We start from the raw sequence: 17,566 nt of genomic DNA, 5'->3' as shown, positions 1-17,566 counted from the left end.
CCGCCTTCTGGTGACATGGTGGTGACACAGAAACGGCCTTTTTTCTTTTTTTCTCAAGGGTTAGGCCCGTGGCAAAGCTCACAAAACGCCTCGTTGAAGCCCTGAAATCGGCTGTACATACCGAGCGCTTGTTTACCTGGGATAGTGAGATTAAGGGGTTCGGGCTGCGATCTTTGCCGTCCGGGGTGCATAGCTACGTTTTCGATTATCGCAATGCAGCCGGGCAAAAGCGCCGCGCGACCATCGGGAAGACCGGAGCCTTAACCCCAGAACAGGCGCGACAGATTGCCGAGGATTGGGCGGCAACCGTGCGGGCCGGGGGCGATCCGCTGGAGAGTAAAAAGGCCAAGCGGGAGGGCTTGACAGTGGCGGACCTGTTAGACCGTTACCTTGCTTCGGCCCAATTTGCCGCAAAATCGGATACCGCCCGCCCTATCGACCGAGGGCGGATCGAGCATCACCTAAAGCCGCTTGTCGGGGCGGTTCTGGCAGAGAGTCTAACGCTGGAGCACGTCCGCAAAGCCTTCGCTACGATCCGCGACGGGGGCAATCGGAAAACCGTGCCGAGCGGCAAGCCTCGGGGATTAACCCGCGTCCGGGGAGGCCCTACCGCCGCGCGTGACTGCATTATCGTTCTGCGAACCGCGTTGAACTGGTCCGTTTCGGAAGGGCTGATTAAGGAGCATCCAGCGGGGGCATTCAAACTGCCGGGCGGCAACGCACGCGAAACCTTCCTAGACGGCCCCGACGATTACGTTCGGCTGTTTACTGCCCTTGCTCACTTGGAAGAGGAACGGCGCATTCGCCCGGCGGTGGCCGATGCCTTCCGGCTGATGGCAATCACCGGCGCGCGCCCGACCGAGATTAGCCGCTGCCAGTGGCGGCATGTGGATATGAAAAGCGGCGCAATCGTCCTGCCCCCATCGCGCCATAAAACGGGGAAGGCAACGGGGAAAAACCGTGTCATTCCCCTTCCTGCCGTCGCGCAAGAGATTATCGCCCGCCAGCCGCCGGGGGAACCCGACGCCTTTGTGTTTCCCGCCAGTCGGGGGAAGGGGTCGATAAGCTACCGTAAGGATTGGGCAGAAAAGGTTATCCCCACCGCCGGACTTTCGCCCGATCTTGTGCCCTATTCCTTGCGGCATTCGGTGGCGTCTTGGTTGGCTTTGAGCGGCGCGCAAGCCGCGCAACTCATGGCCGCGCTGGGGCATTCCCAGCTTTCGACCACGCAACGCTATATCCATTTCGCCAATAACGCCCGCGTCGAACTGGCGGAACGCGCCGCTGCCCCTGCTTTGGCCGGGATGCGCGCGGCAGAGGGGAAGGCGGTAGGGGTGGTAGTGCCCTTACACAAGAAATCCGGGGAAGTCTGATCTTGGCGCTTTATACCACGAGTGATATATTATGACGTGGCGGGTAAGCCTGACCGCAGAGGCCGAGGCCGAGTTGCAAGATTGGCCGCTCCCTCTGCGGGCCGCTCTGGCGCGCGTTGTGGAACGGGTTGAACACGTCGGCCTAGACCGTCTCGGGGAGCCTTTCGCCAAGCATTTAGAGGGGAAGCTATGGGAACTTCGCGTCTCTGGCGACCGCACCGAGGGCCGGGCGCTCTATGTGACTCGCCTGGGGAAGCGCCTCGTTATCGTGCTTGCCTTCCAAAAGAAGACCCGGAAAACCCCGCGCCGTTACATCGATACCGCGCTAGACCGCGCCAAAAGGATAGACCCATGACCCGCCCTTTCGCCGATCTACAAAAGGAATGGCTGACCGATCCCGCCTATGCGGCGGAATATGAACGCTTAGGGCCGATCTATGAGGTTGCCTTTACCCTTGCCGAAGCCCGGCGCAAAAGCGGACTAACCCAAGCCGAAATCGCGCGCCGTATGGGCACGTCGCAAGCCGCGATTGCCCGGCTGGAGGCAGGCGGAAAGCCGAAATGGGAAACCGTGGAACGGTATGCAGCAGCGCTGGGAATGCGGGCGGGAATAACGCTCTATCCGCTCGGCGCTTCCTAACAGAAGCAGGATACACGCCATGAGCACCTTAGAGCATAAAGGCTATATCGGGCTTATCGAGCTAGACGCCGAAGCAGGCTTGTTTCATGGTGAGGTTATCAACACCCGCGACGTGCTGACCTTTCAGGGGCGCACGGTGGAAGAATTGAAAACCGCCTTTTCCGATACGGTTGAAGATTATGAGGATTGGTGCCGGGCGCGCGGTAAGACGCCCGAAAAGCCCTATTCCGGTAAGCTCCTCCTGCGGATCAAACCCGACCTTCACCGTGCCCTGGTGGCAGCGGCGGCGCGTTCGGGCAAAAGCCTGAATAGCTTTGTTTCGGACAGTCTGGAAAAGGTGGCGTCATGACTGAATGGGTAAAAATATTCAAATATAGAGACTCTTTCACAATTGATGAGGCCGCACGCATATTTCACAGCGTAGACCCAATTTGTGTAAAAATTCACATTGGAATTATCAATGAAACAAAAAAAGATATTAGGGAGGCTATGAATACAGGTGCTATATTAGTTTCCGATCAACCATCAAATAATAATTATCCAATTTTCGAACAGAAAATTGATAAAACATCATTTATAAATTGGTGCACAGAAAGAGGCGTTCATCTAGAATATCTTCTCCCTGATGAATAAAAGAATAGTAGGCAAATTCAATTTACGGACGACATGCCGGAGACAATGAAGATTGTCTGGACGCTATGGCATGAACTTCGACAAAACGAGGGTCGCTTAACTATCCCGTCCGTAATCAAAGAGATAGACTCCAGATATGCAGACTTGCAACTCAACAAACAACTTAAGGATAGTTGTGCGCGCGTTTTAATCGGTACGAGCCAAGGCGGACGCCCACCAAAAACACCAAAAAAGGAATCCTGAACATTTTTTCTCGATCAAGCCGCTCGTGAAACCATCGTTGGTTTATTTCTTTTTATATTCAATTGGTTATAAAACTTTTGGGTGCCATTCCCCGCTTACCCCCTAAAAACCATTGACGGTTTTCCGCCGCAGTTTCTCTGCCTCAGCGATAATCCAACATCGGTTTATCAAGAATGAACGATGGTTTTTCTAAATAACCAACAACCTTTTTATTCGTGATTTCCTCCCATAGCTAGGAGAGGGCCGCCACCGATGCGGCTAACTCTCCAGCTTAGGAGCCGAACTTGACTAAATACCTACAGAGAACCGAAGCCGCTTCTTACGTCAGTGAGCGCGGACTTCCGCTTTCTCCTAAAACACTCCAGAAATGGGCCACTACGGGCGGTGGTCCTGTCTTTCGGAAATTTGGCAGTCGGGTTGTTTATGCCCCCGAAGACTTAGACACCTGGATTAGTACCCGGCTTTCGTCCCCGCGCGCGTCAACGAGTGCCGAATGATGGGGGCGGAAACTTTAACCGCTTTCGCAGCGGCAATGCAGGCGCGCGGGCTAATCCCGCCGCCCTCGCTTCAAACCGATGGCCGCTTGCATCGCTGCCCGGTTGACGGTGGAAAACCCGGAAATCAAGACGGTGCCTATGTGCTGTTTTTGGATGAAACCCCAGCGGGCGGATTCCAGAACTGGCGGGATGGGAAGGACTGGCAGAACTGGCATTCGGGCAGGCCCCAAAGCCCTGTCGATGCGGCCCGATGGCGGCAGCGACAACAGGCCCTTAGCGCCGCCCGCAAGCGAGACGAAGCACAACGCCACCAAGACGCCCGCGCCAAAGCGGAAAGCCTCTGGAATGAGGCCGCGCCTGCCGTCCCCGCGCATCCTTATCTATCAAGAAAGGCTGTCGCTTCTTACGGCCTGCGACAATCGGACGGGCGCTTAATTGTGCCGATGCGCGACACGGCAGGCGCATTGCACTCGCTGCAATTCATCGGCCCGGACGGAACGAAACGCTTTCTCACGGGAGGGCGCAAACGCGGGTGTTTTCACCTAATCGGCATTCCGGGCGAAACGCTCTTGATTGCCGAAGGGTTTGCGACCGCCGCCAGTCTTCACGCCGCAACCGGCTTACCCGTCGCGGTGGCCTTTGATAGCGGCAACCTTACCCCCGTCGCCACCGCCCTCCGCGCTGCATACCCCACCGCACGCTTGATCCTGTGTGCGGACGATGACCATAGAACAGAAGGAAATCCCGGCATGACCCAGGCCCGCGCCGCCGCTGCGAAAGTGAGCGGACAACTCGTCTCCCCTGCCTTTGGGCCAAACCGCCCGGAAGGCGCAACCGACTTCAACGATATGGCGCATGTGGAAGGCACGGCAGCCGTGGCGGCGTATCTCACCGAAGCCCTCGCCACCGCCGAACCGGATTCTACCCCCGAAACTGAGGCACGCTCCCAGGCTTCCCGACTCGTTGGCTTCGTGGAAGAGCAGTATGGGCTTTTCACCGATACCCAAAACGAAGCCTACGCCCGCCACCGCGAAACGGGCGAAGTACGGCCCATCGAATCGAGCCGGTTTCAAGAATCCCTCTCTGCTAGCTTTTACCGGATGACCGGAAGCGCGGCGCGCGACAATGCCTTGCGCGAAGCGGTGCGAACCCTTGCCGGACTGGCACGCGAAGCCGGGGACACGCGCCCGATCTTCGTGCGGATGGCGGAAAAAGACGGGGCTTATTATCTCGACCTTGGTGAGCCGGGACGCAGCCGCGCGGTAAAGCTAACACCGGGGCAATGGGACGTTATCGAAAACCCCCCGGTCGATTTTCTCCGCCCTGATACGTTGCAGCCGCTCCCGATCCCCGAAAAAGGGGGCAGCCTCACGCCACTTTGGGACTGCGTAAACATCCCCGAAACCGCCCGCCCGCTGGTTCTGGCGTGGCTTGCGGACTGCCTACGCCCGGAAACCCCTTTTCCCGTGCTGGAAATCATCGGCGAACAGGGAAGCGCCAAAAGCACTACGCAATCGCTCTTGCGACGCCTGATCGATCCGAACGCCTGCGACCTTCGCGCCGCCCCGAAATCCAGGGAGGATATTTTCGTCTCCGCGCGGGTAAACGGCATCGTCAGCTATGAGAATATCAGCCACCTTTCGGCAGATATTCAGGATGCCCTATGCGTTCTGGCAACGGGGGCAGGGCACGCCAAGCGCAAGCTCTATTCCGATGCTGACGAGAGCATTATCCGCACGAAACGCCCTATCGCTCTAAATGGTATTAGCGCCGCCGTCACCGCCCAAGATTTGATTGACCGAACGCTTTCCGTTGAAATCCCGCCGCTCACCCGGCGCACCGAAATCGTGGGTCTCGTCAAAACCTTCGACAGAGAACACGGGGGCTTGCTGGGGGCGTTGCTGACTCAGGTTGCAAAGGCTTTGGCGCTTTTGCCTACGATCCACATTGCGCCGAAGGACTGCCCCCGGCTTATCGAATTTGCCCAACTGGGGGAAGCCCTCATGCGGGTAGAAGGAAGACCAGCGGGTTATTTCCTTGCCCTCTATGCGTCTCTCCGGGTCGATAGCATCACGCGCACCTTGGACGCCTCCCCCGTCGCTACTGCCTTGGTTGATTGGTGGGAAGACGGCCCGAAAGCTCCAATCGAGATGACGACCAAAGCCTTGTTTCTCGCGGTCTCGCAAAAGCGCCCGGACCATGCCGAGGCTTGGCCCCGCACTGCGAAAGGCTTCGCGGACGCCCTCCGCCGGATTGCCCCCGCCTTACGCGCTATTGGGATTGAATATCGGAACCAAGGGCGGCGCGGTGGCTACTGCTATATTTCCCTCCAAACGGGGGAAAACTCCCTGCTGCAAAGTCCTGCATATCCTGAAAGTCCTACCGTGCCCCCACGGCAGGCCCAAGAACAGGACGTTAGGACATTAAGGACGTCGCCCCCGGATATTTCCACGCCCCCGGACTATGAGCAGTTTTGATGCAGGCGGCAGCACTCTTACAGGCGTGCGCCCTGGCGGGGGTGCGCGTCTGGCGACAGGGGGACAAATTGCGCGCGGGTCCGCCCGAGCGTTTGACCGATGGGCTTCGCACGCTGTTGCGCGAGAATAAACCCTGCCTCCTGGCGGTGGTGGGGGAGGCTCCCGATAGCCTCCCTCCCGCCCCGGACGCTATCGACCTCCGCGACGCTTTCGAGGAACGCGCGGCGATGAAACAGTTTTGCGGTGGCATGAGCCGGGAACAGGCAGAACGGGACGCGGCGGCGGAAACTGGGTTTACCTCGGAATTGGCATACGCAACACTAAATTATAAATATAAATAGCGTGTATCAGATGCCGTAGCTACTTTCATGACAACTCAAGGGGCTTTTGAGTGGGAAAAAAAGAAGTATGAATTTTCCATTCTATCGGTATATCGCAAACTAACAAACTCCCAACATGAGCGACGCTCGATACTCAAACACCTGAAAGATCAAGCGATGAAGATTCTAAAATTCTTAATATTAATAATCATCCTGTCAGGACAGGCACTTTCCAAGCCGAGAATATATGATTGTTATACGGATTCGATTTGGGAAAATAAGAGAGACGGGAAAATACTAAAAATGATTTCGGGAGAAATTTACAGAATTAGTAATTATTACTTATATATAACAATGCTATGGTTAGAAACTTCAGATGTAATGATATGCAAGACAACCGTCGACCCACAAATATATGTAATCATAAACACGGACGACGATGAGGCTGCCCCAGCGAAGAAATTAAACTAGGCGTCTTTTGTCGTCAAAATTTAAATTTTACAATGACAATGACAGAATGTAAAAATAAACTAAAATGGAAGCGGTGGGGTGCTTGAGGGGTAAAATACTGGTGTCACGGTTATTCAAGCGTTAGCGGGCATATATCTACCGACCGCAGAGTACTAGCAACCTGAGAACCCATGCGGTCATATATGCAAATTCGATTAACGCCGGAAATATAACTTCTTTTAAAGAACGCAACGGGCTGCTTAACCTGATTATCATAGGACGTGGAATTTTGTTGCTGACTCGTCATCCTCTGCAGTCGGCTGTCAAAACTCTCGTTAGCCTTCATTCTCGAAGCCGCCACTTCTTTATAAGCCGAACAATCCTCATTTCTGCGCTTTAACTCCTCGGACCGCGCACCATGATTAATATTGACCGAAGGGAGCGTCATATAATCAAGGCATAATTGCATTGAAGACTGATTTTTATAATACCCAGCATCTCTAGCGCATGCGGAAAGCATAAAAATCCCAGAAAACGCCAGAGTGTATTTTAATAATTTCTTTACCATTTTGGACTCCCTGAAATGACAGGCCTTTAACCGAGAAAACATTAAACGCAACACAACCAGCTTGTCTATAGGGTACCCGGCTTACAGATACGAAAGATTTCGAAAATTAGTGCGAGAGGGCCGAGGGCACGTCAGCCGAGCGCGACCGATTTTCCTCCTCCTGGTGACATGGTGGTGACACAGCAAAAAGGGGCTAGCCGCGCAACGCTGCTAACCCCTTGAAATCTTTGGTGGAGCCGATGAGAGTCGAACTCACGACCTCTGCAGTGCGATTGCAGCGCTCTCCCAACTGAGCTACGGCCCCGTGTCGGCGGGTATGCCCGGCGGCCCGATCAAAGTCAAGCGCTTCTGTGGCCTTGAAGGACGGGCTTGGCATCGCTAGCTTCTACTGCGCAGCCGTGCGGGTCTTGGCGGCTGTTTTTGATCCGTCAGGAGATGCGACCGGATGTTTGTTTCCCCCTTTGCCTGGTTGATCAGCACGGCGTTTAGTCTGCTGTTCTGGATCATTTTAATTCAGGCGATTTTGAGCTGGTTGATGGCCTTCAATGTCGTTAATACGCGCAATCCCGTCGTCGCCACGATTTGGGATTTGACCAATCGCCTGACCAACCCGCTGCTGCAGCCCATCCGGTCGGTGTTGCCGAGCTTTAACGGGGTCGATTTATCGCCCTTGGTTTTGCTGATTCTGTTGCAATTTATCGAACGGCTGCTGGCGGCTTACGTTTATCCGATCCTGCCGTGACGCTGCCTTTGCCGATCAGCGTAACCGCGGACGGGCTGATTCTCACCGTCCGCGTTACGCCGAAATCGGCGAAAGAGAAGATTGAGGGCGTGCGGATCGAGAGCGACGGGCGACCGGTGCTGAGCGTGCGCCTCTCCGCTCCGCCGGTGGAGGGCGCGGCCAATGCGGCGCTCGTGGCGTTTCTCGCCAAACATTGGCGCATACCAAAGAGTGCGGTAAAGCTGTTGTCCGGGGAAACGGCGCGGGTAAAACGTCTCGCGATACAGGCCGACGCGGCGCTGAGGCTGCGGATCACCGACGAAGTAGGAGCGCTCGCCCATGACTAACCCCGCCCAAGCTACCCGAATCGATGGCAAAGCTTTCGCCGAAAAACTCCGCGCGCGCTTAGCCGTCGAGATTGCCACGCTCGGCTTTCAGCCCGGCCTTGCGGTGGTTCTGGTGGGGGAAGACCCGGCCAGTCAGGTCTATGTGCGCAATAAGGCCGCCCAAACGGTGGAAGTCGGCATGCGCTCCTTCGAGCATAAACTCCCCGCGAGCGTCAGCGAAGCCGAGGTGCTAGCCCTGGTCGAACGCCTGAATGCCGATCCCGCCGTCGACGGGATTCTGGTGCAACTGCCGCTGCCCAACCATATCGACGCCGATAAGGTGCTGCTCACCATCGATCCCGCGAAAGACGTCGATGGGTTCCATCCGGTCAATGCCGGGCGGCTCGCAACGGGCGCGCAGGCTTTGGTGCCTTGCACGCCGCTCGGGTGCCTGATGCTGCTGCAAGACCATCACGGAAGTTTGGCCGGGATGGAGGCCGTCATCGTCGGGCGCTCCAATATCGTCGGCAAACCCATGGCGCAACTGCTGCTGAAAGCCGATTGCACGGTGACGATTGCCCATTCGCGCAGCCGCGATCTGCCCGCCCTGTGCCGCCGGGCCGATATTCTGGTCGCCGCCGTGGGTCGTCCGGAAATGGTGCGCGGCGATTGGATCAAGCCGGGTGCGACCGTTATCGATGTGGGCATCAACCGCCTGCCGCCCGATGACAATGGCAAAAGCCGCTTGGTTGGCGACGTGAACTATGCCGAAGCGGTTTTGGTCGCGGGTGCGATTACGCCGGTGCCGGGCGGCGTGGGGCCGATGACGATTGCCTGCCTGCTTCATAATACCGTCACAGCGGCAAAGGCCCGGCGCGGCGTATAAACCTTCGTTAAAGGTTAAAGGGGGCAGGAATGGCGGATCTCGTGTGCGTCGGCGGCTTGGTTTGGGATACGCTCGCCATTGCAAAGCAACCGGTTATCGGCGGAACCTCCAATCCTGTTTCGGCCAGCCATTCCGCGGGCGGCGTGGCGCGCAATGTTGCCGTTCTCGCGGCCCGCGCCGGACTTAAAACCGAACTCGTCAGCCTGATCGGCCATGATGCGGAAGGCGAAATTCTGCTGCGCGATCTTGCCGCCGATCATGTCCAAACCCGCCTGATCGCCCCGCACCGGCACTTGCCGACCGCCAATTACGCCGCCCTCCTGAACCCCGACGGCAGCTTGCACGTGGCCTGGGCCGATATGGCCGTGCTGGAGGCGATGGACCCGGCCTTTTTCGAGCCGCTGCTGATTGCCCTGTCGGCGACGCCGCTGTGGTTTCTCGACACGAATCTCACCGCCGAATCCCTCGCCTATCTTGCGCAGTTTCGCCCGAAAGGAACGCGGCTGGTGGTCGATGCGGTCTCGGTTTCAAAAGCCGAACGCCTCAAGGGGGCGCTGGCGTCCATCGATCTGCTGTTCTGCAACCGCGACGAAGCCCGGCTGCTAACCGGCGCGCCGGACGCTGCCGAGGCCCTGCATCTCGCCGAAACTTTACGCGAATACGGGTGTCGCGCCGTGGTTGTGACTGATGGCCCGCGCGGCGCCGCCGTGGCCGCCGAGGGGTTCGAAAGCCTATTACCGCCCGTGCCGCTGCCCGGCCCGATTGTCGACGAAACCGGCGCGGGCGATTCGCTGGTGGCGGGCACGTTAGTCGGCCTTGTTCGGGGCGATCCCTTGCTCGACGCCGTCCAGCGGGGCTTGCGCCTTGCCGCCGAAACCTTGACCCGCCTTGGAGTATAATATGGCCCTGCCGTCTGCCGTTCGCCTGCTGCCCGAAGTCGCCGATGCCGTCGCCGAGGGCCGCCCGGTCGTCGCCCTCGAATCGACCATTATCGCCCACGGTATGCCCTATCCGCAGAATGTGGAAACCGCGCGGCGGGTGGAAGGATTGATCCGGGCGGGCGGCGCGGTTCCGGCGACGATTGCCGTGGTCGATGGCGCGTTTCAAATCGGGCTCGATGCCGAACTGCTGGAGCGGCTCGGCACCGCCGATAATGTCGCTAAACTCTCGCGCCGCGACCTGCCGATGGCGATTGCCACCAAGCGCCTGGGCGCAACGACGGTGGCGACGACGATGATCGGCGCGCGCCTTGCGGGGATTTCGATTTTCGTCACGGGCGGGATCGGCGGGGTTCACCGGGGGGCGGAGCAGAGTTTCGATATTTCCGCCGATCTGACCGAGCTTAGCCGCACCAATGTGGGCGTGGTCTGCGCCGGGGCGAAATCCATTCTCGATCTGCCGAAGACGCTTGAGACGCTGGAAACCCTCGGCGTGCCAGTCATCGGCTATCAAACCGACCGGTTCCCGCCCTTTTATGCCCGCACATCGGATTTACCGGTCGATCATCGGGCCGAAAGCGCGGCGGAGATTGCCGCCATTCTTGCGGCGAAATGGGCGTTGGGGCTCGATGGCGGCGCGGTGATCGCCAACCCCGCCCCGGTGGAAACCGCCCTGCCGCCCGACGAGATCGAAAGTTTTATCGCTCAAGCGATTGCCGAAGCCCGCGCCCAGGGCGTGCGCGGCAAAGCGGAAACCCCGTTCCTGCTGAAACGCATTGCCGAGCTAACCGGAGGCCGGTCGTTGACCGCCAATATCGCCCTGGTCGAAAATAACGCCCATCTGGGGGCGGCCATCGCGGTTGCCTTGGCGGGACGGCGCGCTTTCGGGTAACATCCTTTTAGCATCGGCTGCCGCTTTGGCAGCGTTTTCCGTTTTTCTAGTGCTTCCTGGGTCCATCGCCGCCACTTGTGGCGGTGGACATGGGAAAAAAGGGTTATTGTCAACCGCATGGCCCAGTCGCCCCTCTCGAACGCACCGCCGACCGTCTCGACCTTGAGCGGGAACAAAATTGCGATTGATCCGCAACTCGCGCTGTTCTTGCAGCAGATGGCGAGCAAGGAGTTCGTGGCGGAAGATATCGTTGCGCTCGCCCGCACGGTCTATGTGCACGTGCTGCTGCGGGCGCGGCAGTCATCGGGCGGGCATCGGATGAGCCGCGATCTGGTGTTAGCCTTGACGGGACGGGTGCTGACCCAAATGGTCGGTTTCTATCTGGACGCGAGCGATGTTGCTGATCTGCTAGATGAGGCCGACGGAAACGGGTCCGCAATCGAAGAGGACAGTGATCCGAACACCGACCCGATGGAGGCGCGCCGGAAGCGCCTCGCCGCCGCAAAACAAAAATCTGGCGGTTGAGTCGCAGATAGCCATTGAATTTTCACAAAGGGTTGCCAAAGTATCAGAAGCCCCTGGTAGGTTTGCCAGGGATCAAGACGGAGGATAAAATGGCTCAAGGTTGGCAGACGCCGGGTTGGCAGTCGCAGCGCACGACGCGCACCGTCGATCAGGCGGCATACGACGCCGGCCTGCGCAGCTATATGTTGCGCATTTTCGCGTATATGGCCGGTGGTTTGGCGGTAACGGGCCTCGTTGCCGCAATGGTGGCGAATAGCCCCGCTCTGGTTCAGATGATTTACAACACGCACCTGAAGTGGGTGGCAATGCTTGCCCCGATTGCGGTGGTGTTCTTGTTCTACGGTATGATCCATCGTATGTCCGCAGCCACCGCGCAGGCGGTGTTCTGGGGGTATTCGGCGCTCATGGGCGTGTCGATGGCCAGCATCTTCTTGGTTTTCACGAGCCAGTCGATTGCCCAGGTCTTCTTCATCTCGGCGTCGGTGTTCCTGACCGCTGCGGTCTATGGGTACACGACGAAAAAAGACCTAACCTCCATGGGCAGCTTCCTGCTCATCGGGATGGTCGGGGTTTTCATCGCCGCGATCGTGAATATCTTCCTCGGCTCTAGCCTGATGAGCATGCTCATCTCGGTAGTGATGGTGATCGTTTTCACCGGCCTGACCGCCTTCGACGCCCAGCGCCTGAAGGAAGAATATGCTGAAGGCTATGGCCACGAAAGCCTGATGAAAATGTCGTTGCTGGGGGCGCTGTCGCTCTACCTCAACTTCATCAACATCTTCACCGCGCTGCTCAATCTGATGGGCGACCGCGAGTAGGCAAAGAAGGTCTCTTGACCTACGTTAAGACCCGGCGCGACACTGTCGCGCCGGGTTTTTTATTGGAATGAAATATGGGTGCGCGGGCGCTGAGTTTAGGAGCCGTCTTGATCGCCGTCAGCCTCAGTGCGACGGCGCAACAGGCCGCGACGCCCTATAATCCCGCCAAAGGCCCGCGCACGGCAGCCGATCAAAAGCCGCAGCCCTACCCGCTGAATAATTTCTATAAGCCGCCCCCCACCCCCACCGAAGTGGGGCGCACCACGCGGCCCCATGCCTATCTCTATGCGCCGTGCCTCGACGCAAAAGTCGCTTCCCTTGCGGGAATGCCGCGCGAGGCCGCGCTCGCCAAAGTCCGCACGATGAACCTGATGCAAGTGCGCGTGCTCGCGCTCGAAACCCCCGTGAGTTACGAGCGCGTGCCGGAACGGCTCACCTTGATCGTTACCGCTGCCGGAAAAGTCAGCCGCGCCTTCTGCCGATAATTATTCGGCGGCTTGCCGCATCGGGGCCGCGCCCTGGATGATCTGGAGGAGCGCCACCGCTACCGGCCCTAATTCGGCGTCGCTGCGGCTGAGCAGGTGCAACCGGCGCGGCAGGGCGGGACGCAGCCCTCGGCAGGCCACGCCCGCGCGGTCAGAAGCAACGGCCAATTCCGGCATAATCGTTAGGCCCAATCCGGCGCGCACCATGCTCACCAACGTGGCGTTATCGCGGACCATCGCCACAATCTCCGGGCGGCTGTCGGCGGCAACCAATAATTCCTGAATCAACGTCTCGCATCCGCCGCCGGACAGCAGCATGCGCTCGCCGGTGAGCATCGCTAAATCGAGCACGGGCCGGTCCACAAAAGGATGATCGGGCGGCAGAACCACAAGATATTCGTCCTCAAAAATTGGACGCGCGGTTAAATCAGGATGCAGGCGGCTGGTGATGCCGAGATCGACCACGCCCGCCAGCAGCCAGCCCGTCACCTCCGGGTCGGTGCCCTCATAGAGCGTTACCGTCACGCGTGGATGGGCGGCGCGCAACTGCCGCACCCAACCGGGCAAAAGTTGAATGGCGGCGCTCTGCACCACGCCCAAGCGCACGCTGCCCGTCAGCACCCGCGCCCCTTGCCCACAGTGGGCCAACCGTTCGACGGCAGCCAGCGCCAACCGGGTTTCCGCGAGCGCGGCCTCCCCCGCGACCGTCAGCGTGACCCGGTCGCGCCCGCGCACCAGCAGCCGCGCGCCGATCTGCTTTTCCAACGCCGCGACCGCCTGACTAACGGCGGACTGCGACAGGCACAGCCCATCGGCTGCCGCCGTGAAGCCGCCCAACTCGGCCACGGCCTGGAAACAGCGCATCTGTGTCAGGCTGATATTAGGATACATAATAGCCAACTATCTTATCGATTAATTGGATCAATGATCGGGGTTTGCCTAAGCTCCGGCAAGCGCAATCTTATCCCTGGAGTCGCCGATGCCCGCCCGCCCGTCCGATACGCTCACCGTTGGCCTCGCCCAAATCGCCCCCGTCTGGCTGAACCGCGAGGCGACACTCGCCAAAATCGTCACCTGGATCGCCCGCGCGGCGGCGGAAGGCTGCGGCTTTGTCGTTTTCGGCGAGGCCTTAGCGCCGGGCTACCCGTTTTGGATCGAGCATACCGATGGGGCGGTGTTTGACTCGGACCTTCAGAAGGAGATTCACGCGCTGTATCTCGATCAAGCCCTCTGTATCGAAGCGGGCCATTTGCAGCCGGTTTGCGAGGCCGCCGCTCGCCATAACATCGCGGTGATGCTGGGCACCATCGAGCGCCCGTTGGATCGGGGCGGCCATAGTCTCTATTGCTCGCGGGTCCATATTGGGGCTGATGGCATCATCGCTTCGGTCCACCGCAAGCTGCAACCGACCTATGAGGAACGCCTGAGCTGGTCGCCGGGGGATGGGCACGGGCTGCAAACCCATGCCCTCGGCCCCTTCACCGTTGGCGGGCTGAACTGCTGGGAAAATTGGATGCCGCTGTCGCGCGCGGCGCTTTATGCCTTGGGCGAAGACCTGCATGTCGCGCTGTGGCCGGGCAATAAGCGCAATACCGAGGTTACGACCCAATTCCTCGCCCGTGAAGGCCGCTCTTATGTTCTCGCCGTCTCGGGCCTAATGCGGCGGGAGGATGTGCCGCCCGATAGCCCCGTCGCCGCCATGCTCGCCCGCTGCCCGGACGTGATGGCAAACGGCGGCTCCTGCATCGCCGCCCCCGATGGCAGTTGGGTTATTCCGCCGCACACGGAGGGGGAAGAATTGCTGGTGGCGACGCTCGACCACCGCCTCGTGCGGCGCGAACGGCAGAACCTCGATCTGGCGGGGCACTATAGCCGCCCGGATGTGACCCGCCTGATCGTGGACCGCCGCCGCCAGCGTCTCGCCGACTTTATAGACGGGGCGTAGCTAAATAGGTTTCCGCCGAAACCACGTTAGCAAATGCAAAGCCGAGGGCGGCCATATAGGCGGCCTGGACCTGGGCGGCCGGAATGATTTGATCGCCAAAGGTCAAATCGAGCGTGGCGCAGGCGTCGTGAATCACCGTGGCGCTATACCCAAGGTCGGCAGCGGCGCGCGTGGTCGAATCGATGCAATTTTGAGTCATCGAGCCCAAGATCACGAGATCGGTCAGCCCGCGCGCGTCGAGTTCAGCCTTGAGGCTGGTCTCGCGGAAGGAATTGGCGAAATTCTTCACGAGGATAGTTTCGCCCGGCAGCGGCTGCACGCTTGGGTGAATCGCCGCGCCCTCGGAGCCCCGCACGAAGAAAGGCGCGTTCGGGCGGGTGATTTCGTGGCGAATATGGATCACCGCATCCCCCGCCGCGCGGGCTGCCGTAAGGACTGCTGCGGCCTTCTCCGCCGCCTCGGCCTGCCCCACCAAGGGCCATTTGCCCCCCGTAAAATAGTCATTCTGGATATCGACGAGTATTAAGGCGCGTTGGCTCATGTTTTTTCTCCTGGTGAAGATGGCTTCTGTTGCCAACCCTAGCGCCGCCGTGCCAGCCTGGGGATTGGCGAAACTGACATTCTTCGGGCTAAAACCGACAGATGCCCCTGCTTGAAATCGGCCTTCTGCACTATCCCGGCGCGCAAGTGGCGGCCCTCTATGGGCTGACGGACCTGTTCGCCCTGGCCAATCGCCGCGCTGACGCCCAGGCCGACCCCGAAGGGCCGCGCCTGCGGGTGTGCCATTGGCAGCCCGAGGCTAGCGGCATGGCGTGCGTTTTCGATACACACCCCAGCCCGGCCCATAAACCGGCTTTTCTGCTGCTGCCCCCCGCCTTGGGCGATCCGATTACGCCGGAAGTCGCCGCGCCCTTGGTTCCGTGGCTGCGCGCCCACCATTCTGAAGGAACGGTGCTCGCCTCGGTCTGCGCGGGGGCTTTTGTTCTGGCGGAAACGGGCTTGCTGGCCGGACGCCGGGCGACGACCCATTGGGTCTATGCGAACGCCTTCACCGCCCGCTTTCCCGATGTGCGGGTCGAGATCGATAAGCTCGTCCTCGACGATGGCGATTTGCTGACGGCAGGCGGGCTGATGGCTTGGACTGATTTAGGCTTAACCCTGGTCGGGCGGATTTTTGGGGCGGACCTTATGCTGGAGGTCGCGCGCTATCTGCTGGTCGATCCCCCTGGGCGGGATCAGCGCGCCTATGCCGCTTTCAGCCCCCGGCTCGATCACGGCGACGGCGCGATTGTCAAAGCCCAACAGGCGCTGCACCGCAGCGGCGGGCAGGGCGATACCACGCGGAGCCTCGCCGCCGAGGCGGGCCTGGAGGAGCGCACGTTTCTGCGCCGCTTTCAGAAAGCAACGGGCCTGACGCCGACCGAGTACCGCCAACATATCCGCATCGCCCGCGCCCGCGCGCAGTTGGAGCGCAGCGCGCTCACCATCGATCAAATCGCCTGGGAGGTCGGATATGAAGACCCCGGCGCCTTCCGCAAAATCTTTCACAAGATCCTGGGGCTGACGCCGGGGGAGTATCGGCAACGCTTTAAGGTTGGCGCGGCTTAGGCGTAAACCTTGCCGAAGCGGTTGGCCAAGAAGGCTGGCAGCGACACGTCTTCCTGGCGCACGAAGCCGGTTTGCGGCAGGTGGTTGCTGTTCTTAAGGTCGATCACGGCGCAGGCCGCCGCCGCCGTGGTCAGTTCGATGGCGCTAAACTCGCGGTCGCCAACCGTCTGGCCGGAGATCGACCGGGCGAAGCTGGTTTGCATCAAACGGCCATTCTGGAACCCGGTTGCGGTGACGAACACGACGACCACATCCTGCCGGGTCTGCGGAATCGCGCCTTCCAGAATTTCCTTCAGCAGACCCCGGCGGCTCTTCAGGTTCAAATCTTCCAGAATAAGGCGCATGGCGGCGCAATGGCCGGGGAAGCGGATGGTTTTATAGGTGAGGGTTTCCACCTGGCCTTCGTAGGTTTCGCACAGGCTGCCGACCCCGCCCGACGTGGTGAAGGCTTCGTATTCGACCCCATTGATAGCGAAATGCTCCAGCCCTTCCATCGGCGGCACCGCCACCCGGTGGCTGTCCATAATCACATCGCAGGGATTGAGATATTCGTTAATCAGCCCCTCGGTGCTCCAGGTCAGATTATAGCCGAGGCCATTGGCGGGGTACTTCGGCAGTGCGCCGACGCGCAAGCGCAATTCCCGTAACGTGTCGAACTGGCTGGCGAGATCGTGGGCAACGATGGAGATAACCCCCGGTGCCAGCCCACACTGCGGCACGAAGGCGGTCGAGGCCCCCTGCGCCAGATGACGGACGCGGTTGGTGACGGCAACATCTTCGGTCACATCGTAATAATCGAGCCCATGGGCGCGCGCGGCTTCGGCGATATGGACATTCACCGCGAACGGCCCGGCCCCGACAACGGCGCCCTGACCTTTCATTGCCTCGGCCAGCGCGTGGGCATCGGTCGAATCGACGGCGCGGGTTTGCACGCCCGGCACATCGACGGCAGCGAGCGCCGCCGGGTTCACGTCGCCAATCGTAACCTGATACTCGCCCGTTCCCTGCAACAGCGCTGCCATCGACGTGCCGATGCGCCCGGCCCCCAGAATCAAAATCTTATGCATTGCAGCCCCCTGTTTATCCTGTTGCGCCCGAGTGTGCCGGGGGGCAGCGTCGGCAGACCACCCGGCGAATCGGCGGAATGAGCGAAAGTTTCGGCGATTCGCCGGAAAAGATCGGCACTTTATCGGATCTGGCAAAAACAGATGAAGCCGCGCTC

At 59.7% G+C, this 17,566-nt stretch carries 21 protein-coding genes and 1 tRNA gene; 17 read left to right on the top strand and 5 right to left on the bottom strand.

What is annotated here, in order from left to right:
• Positions 1–68: 68 nt before the first annotated feature.
• The 7 genes from ACIQ36_RS03910 to ACIQ36_RS03880 all read left to right on the top strand — a co-directional run bounded on the left by ACIQ36_RS03910 (position 69) and on the right by ACIQ36_RS03880 (position 6,203).
• Complete coding sequence (locus tag ACIQ36_RS03910; protein WP_395826118.1) at positions 69–1,373, top strand: tyrosine-type recombinase/integrase; 1,305 nt, start codon at positions 69–71, stop codon at positions 1,371–1,373.
• A gap of 31 nt (positions 1,374–1,404) precedes the next feature.
• The gene (locus ACIQ36_RS03905; RefSeq protein WP_395826116.1) at positions 1,405–1,728 is read left to right on the top strand and encodes a type II toxin-antitoxin system RelE/ParE family toxin; all 324 of its coding nucleotides are present in this window, start codon (positions 1,405–1,407) and stop codon (positions 1,726–1,728) included.
• Positions 1,725–2,012 (top strand): helix-turn-helix domain-containing protein, encoded by a 288-nt coding sequence (locus ACIQ36_RS03900; RefSeq protein ID WP_395826114.1) that lies wholly within the window; start codon positions 1,725–1,727, stop codon positions 2,010–2,012. The genes ACIQ36_RS03905 and ACIQ36_RS03900 overlap by 4 nt, the downstream gene beginning before the upstream one ends.
• Before the next feature lie 19 nt (positions 2,013–2,031).
• Entirely contained in the window at positions 2,032–2,361 is a 330-nt protein-coding gene (locus ACIQ36_RS03895) for a type II toxin-antitoxin system HicB family antitoxin (protein WP_395826112.1), read from the top strand.
• Positions 2,358–2,645: a hypothetical protein gene (locus ACIQ36_RS03890; RefSeq protein ID WP_395826110.1), complete on the top strand. Its 288-nt coding sequence runs from the start codon at positions 2,358–2,360 to the stop codon at positions 2,643–2,645. The genes ACIQ36_RS03895 and ACIQ36_RS03890 overlap by 4 nt, the downstream gene beginning before the upstream one ends.
• Before the next feature lie 736 nt (positions 2,646–3,381).
• The gene (locus ACIQ36_RS03885; RefSeq protein ID WP_395826108.1) at positions 3,382–5,862 is read left to right on the top strand and encodes a toprim domain-containing protein; all 2,481 of its coding nucleotides are present in this window, start codon (positions 3,382–3,384) and stop codon (positions 5,860–5,862) included.
• Positions 5,862–6,203 (top strand): hypothetical protein, encoded by a 342-nt coding sequence (locus tag ACIQ36_RS03880; protein WP_395826106.1) that lies wholly within the window; start codon positions 5,862–5,864, stop codon positions 6,201–6,203. Before ACIQ36_RS03885 ends, ACIQ36_RS03880 begins: the two co-directional genes overlap by 1 nt.
• Before the next feature lie 559 nt (positions 6,204–6,762).
• On the opposite strand, the gene ACIQ36_RS03875 is transcribed toward ACIQ36_RS03880, so the two are convergent.
• Positions 6,763–7,200, bottom strand: coding sequence for a hypothetical protein (locus ACIQ36_RS03875; protein WP_395826104.1), 438 nt, complete (start codon positions 7,198–7,200; stop codon positions 6,763–6,765).
• Positions 7,201–7,428: 228 nt separating this feature from the next.
• Positions 7,429–7,504 (bottom strand) — tRNA-Ala (locus tag ACIQ36_RS03870).
• A 141-nt stretch (positions 7,505–7,645) separates the two neighbouring features.
• On the opposite strand from ACIQ36_RS03870, the gene ACIQ36_RS03865 reads away from it, so the two are divergent.
• From ACIQ36_RS03865 to ACIQ36_RS03830, 8 genes are all read left to right on the top strand, one after another.
• Positions 7,646–7,942: a YggT family protein gene (locus ACIQ36_RS03865; protein ID WP_395826103.1), complete on the top strand. Its 297-nt coding sequence runs from the start codon at positions 7,646–7,648 to the stop codon at positions 7,940–7,942.
• The gene (locus ACIQ36_RS03860; protein WP_395826101.1) at positions 7,939–8,268 is read left to right on the top strand and encodes a DUF167 domain-containing protein; all 330 of its coding nucleotides are present in this window, start codon (positions 7,939–7,941) and stop codon (positions 8,266–8,268) included. Before ACIQ36_RS03865 ends, ACIQ36_RS03860 begins: the two co-directional genes overlap by 4 nt.
• The gene (gene folD, locus ACIQ36_RS03855) at positions 8,261–9,133 is read left to right on the top strand and encodes a bifunctional methylenetetrahydrofolate dehydrogenase/methenyltetrahydrofolate cyclohydrolase FolD (RefSeq protein ID WP_395826099.1); all 873 of its coding nucleotides are present in this window, start codon (positions 8,261–8,263) and stop codon (positions 9,131–9,133) included. Before ACIQ36_RS03860 ends, folD begins: the two co-directional genes overlap by 8 nt.
• A 29-nt stretch (positions 9,134–9,162) precedes the next feature.
• Positions 9,163–10,032, top strand: a complete 870-nt coding sequence (locus tag ACIQ36_RS03850) for a PfkB family carbohydrate kinase (RefSeq protein WP_395826097.1) — start codon at positions 9,163–9,165, stop codon at positions 10,030–10,032.
• A gap of 1 nt (position 10,033) precedes the next feature.
• Entirely contained in the window at positions 10,034–10,963 is a 930-nt protein-coding gene (locus ACIQ36_RS03845; protein ID WP_395826095.1) for a pseudouridine-5'-phosphate glycosidase, read from the top strand.
• 117 nt (positions 10,964–11,080) lie between these two features.
• Positions 11,081–11,488: a hypothetical protein gene (locus ACIQ36_RS03840; protein WP_395826093.1), complete on the top strand. Its 408-nt coding sequence runs from the start codon at positions 11,081–11,083 to the stop codon at positions 11,486–11,488.
• A gap of 89 nt (positions 11,489–11,577) precedes the next feature.
• The gene (locus tag ACIQ36_RS03835; protein ID WP_395826091.1) at positions 11,578–12,306 is read left to right on the top strand and encodes a Bax inhibitor-1 family protein; all 729 of its coding nucleotides are present in this window, start codon (positions 11,578–11,580) and stop codon (positions 12,304–12,306) included.
• 74 nt (positions 12,307–12,380) lie between these two features.
• Positions 12,381–12,791, top strand: coding sequence for a hypothetical protein (locus ACIQ36_RS03830; RefSeq protein WP_395826089.1), 411 nt, complete (start codon positions 12,381–12,383; stop codon positions 12,789–12,791).
• Here the strand turns inward: ACIQ36_RS03830 and ACIQ36_RS03825 are convergent, their stop codons facing one another.
• Positions 12,792–13,655 (bottom strand): LysR family transcriptional regulator, encoded by an 864-nt coding sequence (locus ACIQ36_RS03825; RefSeq protein ID WP_395826087.1) that lies wholly within the window; start codon positions 13,653–13,655, stop codon positions 12,792–12,794.
• A 115-nt stretch (positions 13,656–13,770) separates the two neighbouring features.
• On the opposite strand from ACIQ36_RS03825, the gene ACIQ36_RS03820 reads away from it, so the two are divergent.
• On the top strand, positions 13,771–14,736 hold the full coding sequence (locus ACIQ36_RS03820; RefSeq protein ID WP_395826085.1) for a carbon-nitrogen hydrolase family protein: 966 nt from the start codon (positions 13,771–13,773) through the stop codon (positions 14,734–14,736).
• Here ACIQ36_RS03820 and ACIQ36_RS03815 read toward each other — a convergent pair.
• Positions 14,720–15,277, bottom strand: coding sequence for a cysteine hydrolase family protein (locus ACIQ36_RS03815; RefSeq protein WP_395826083.1), 558 nt, complete (start codon positions 15,275–15,277; stop codon positions 14,720–14,722). The genes ACIQ36_RS03820 and ACIQ36_RS03815 overlap by 17 nt on opposite strands.
• Positions 15,278–15,378: 101 nt before the next feature.
• Between ACIQ36_RS03815 and ACIQ36_RS03810 the strand changes: the two genes are divergently transcribed.
• The gene (locus ACIQ36_RS03810; protein WP_395826082.1) at positions 15,379–16,344 is read left to right on the top strand and encodes a GlxA family transcriptional regulator; all 966 of its coding nucleotides are present in this window, start codon (positions 15,379–15,381) and stop codon (positions 16,342–16,344) included.
• Here the strand turns inward: ACIQ36_RS03810 and ACIQ36_RS03805 are convergent.
• Positions 16,341–17,411 carry a saccharopine dehydrogenase C-terminal domain-containing protein gene (locus ACIQ36_RS03805; protein WP_395826080.1) on the bottom strand — a complete coding sequence of 357 codons (1,071 nt, stop codon included), beginning with the start codon at positions 17,409–17,411 and terminating at the stop codon, positions 16,341–16,343. The two genes, ACIQ36_RS03810 and ACIQ36_RS03805, sit on opposite strands and share 4 nt — an antisense overlap.
• Positions 17,412–17,566: the final 155 nt, after the last annotated feature.

This window comes from Elstera sp. (assembly GCF_044372965.1).
GTDB lineage: Bacteria > Pseudomonadota > Alphaproteobacteria > Elsterales > Elsteraceae > Elstera.
The sequence above is the reverse complement of the archived record's forward strand: the minus strand, read 5'-3'. Positions and strand labels throughout refer to the sequence as shown.

Bases quoted from the DNA above. Each gene is read 5' to 3' on its own strand.
- ACIQ36_RS03905 (WP_395826116.1), top strand. From the start codon at position 1,405: ATGACGTGGCGGGTAAGCCTGACCGCAGAGGCCGAGGCCGAGTTGCAA.
- ACIQ36_RS03900 (WP_395826114.1), top strand. From the start codon at position 1,725: ATGACCCGCCCTTTCGCCGATCTACAAAAGGAATGGCTGACCGATCCC.
- ACIQ36_RS03895 (WP_395826112.1), top strand. From the start codon at position 2,032: ATGAGCACCTTAGAGCATAAAGGCTATATCGGGCTTATCGAGCTAGAC.
- ACIQ36_RS03890 (WP_395826110.1), top strand. From the start codon at position 2,358: ATGACTGAATGGGTAAAAATATTCAAATATAGAGACTCTTTCACAATT.
- ACIQ36_RS03885 (WP_395826108.1), top strand. From the start codon at position 3,382: ATGATGGGGGCGGAAACTTTAACCGCTTTCGCAGCGGCAATGCAGGCG.
- ACIQ36_RS03880 (WP_395826106.1), top strand. From the start codon at position 5,862: ATGCAGGCGGCAGCACTCTTACAGGCGTGCGCCCTGGCGGGGGTGCGC.
- ACIQ36_RS03875 (WP_395826104.1), bottom strand. From the start codon at position 7,200: ATGGTAAAGAAATTATTAAAATACACTCTGGCGTTTTCTGGGATTTTT.
- ACIQ36_RS03865 (WP_395826103.1), top strand. From the start codon at position 7,646: ATGTTTGTTTCCCCCTTTGCCTGGTTGATCAGCACGGCGTTTAGTCTG.
- folD (WP_395826099.1), top strand. From the start codon at position 8,261: ATGACTAACCCCGCCCAAGCTACCCGAATCGATGGCAAAGCTTTCGCC.
- ACIQ36_RS03850 (WP_395826097.1), top strand. From the start codon at position 9,163: ATGGCGGATCTCGTGTGCGTCGGCGGCTTGGTTTGGGATACGCTCGCC.
- ACIQ36_RS03845 (WP_395826095.1), top strand. From the start codon at position 10,034: ATGGCCCTGCCGTCTGCCGTTCGCCTGCTGCCCGAAGTCGCCGATGCC.
- ACIQ36_RS03840 (WP_395826093.1), top strand. From the start codon at position 11,081: ATGGCCCAGTCGCCCCTCTCGAACGCACCGCCGACCGTCTCGACCTTG.
- ACIQ36_RS03835 (WP_395826091.1), top strand. From the start codon at position 11,578: ATGGCTCAAGGTTGGCAGACGCCGGGTTGGCAGTCGCAGCGCACGACG.
- ACIQ36_RS03830 (WP_395826089.1), top strand. From the start codon at position 12,381: ATGGGTGCGCGGGCGCTGAGTTTAGGAGCCGTCTTGATCGCCGTCAGC.
- ACIQ36_RS03825 (WP_395826087.1), bottom strand. From the start codon at position 13,655: ATGCGCTGTTTCCAGGCCGTGGCCGAGTTGGGCGGCTTCACGGCGGCA.
- ACIQ36_RS03820 (WP_395826085.1), top strand. From the start codon at position 13,771: ATGCCCGCCCGCCCGTCCGATACGCTCACCGTTGGCCTCGCCCAAATC.
- ACIQ36_RS03815 (WP_395826083.1), bottom strand. From the start codon at position 15,277: ATGAGCCAACGCGCCTTAATACTCGTCGATATCCAGAATGACTATTTT.
- ACIQ36_RS03810 (WP_395826082.1), top strand. From the start codon at position 15,379: ATGCCCCTGCTTGAAATCGGCCTTCTGCACTATCCCGGCGCGCAAGTG.
- ACIQ36_RS03805 (WP_395826080.1), bottom strand. From the start codon at position 17,411: ATGCATAAGATTTTGATTCTGGGGGCCGGGCGCATCGGCACGTCGATG.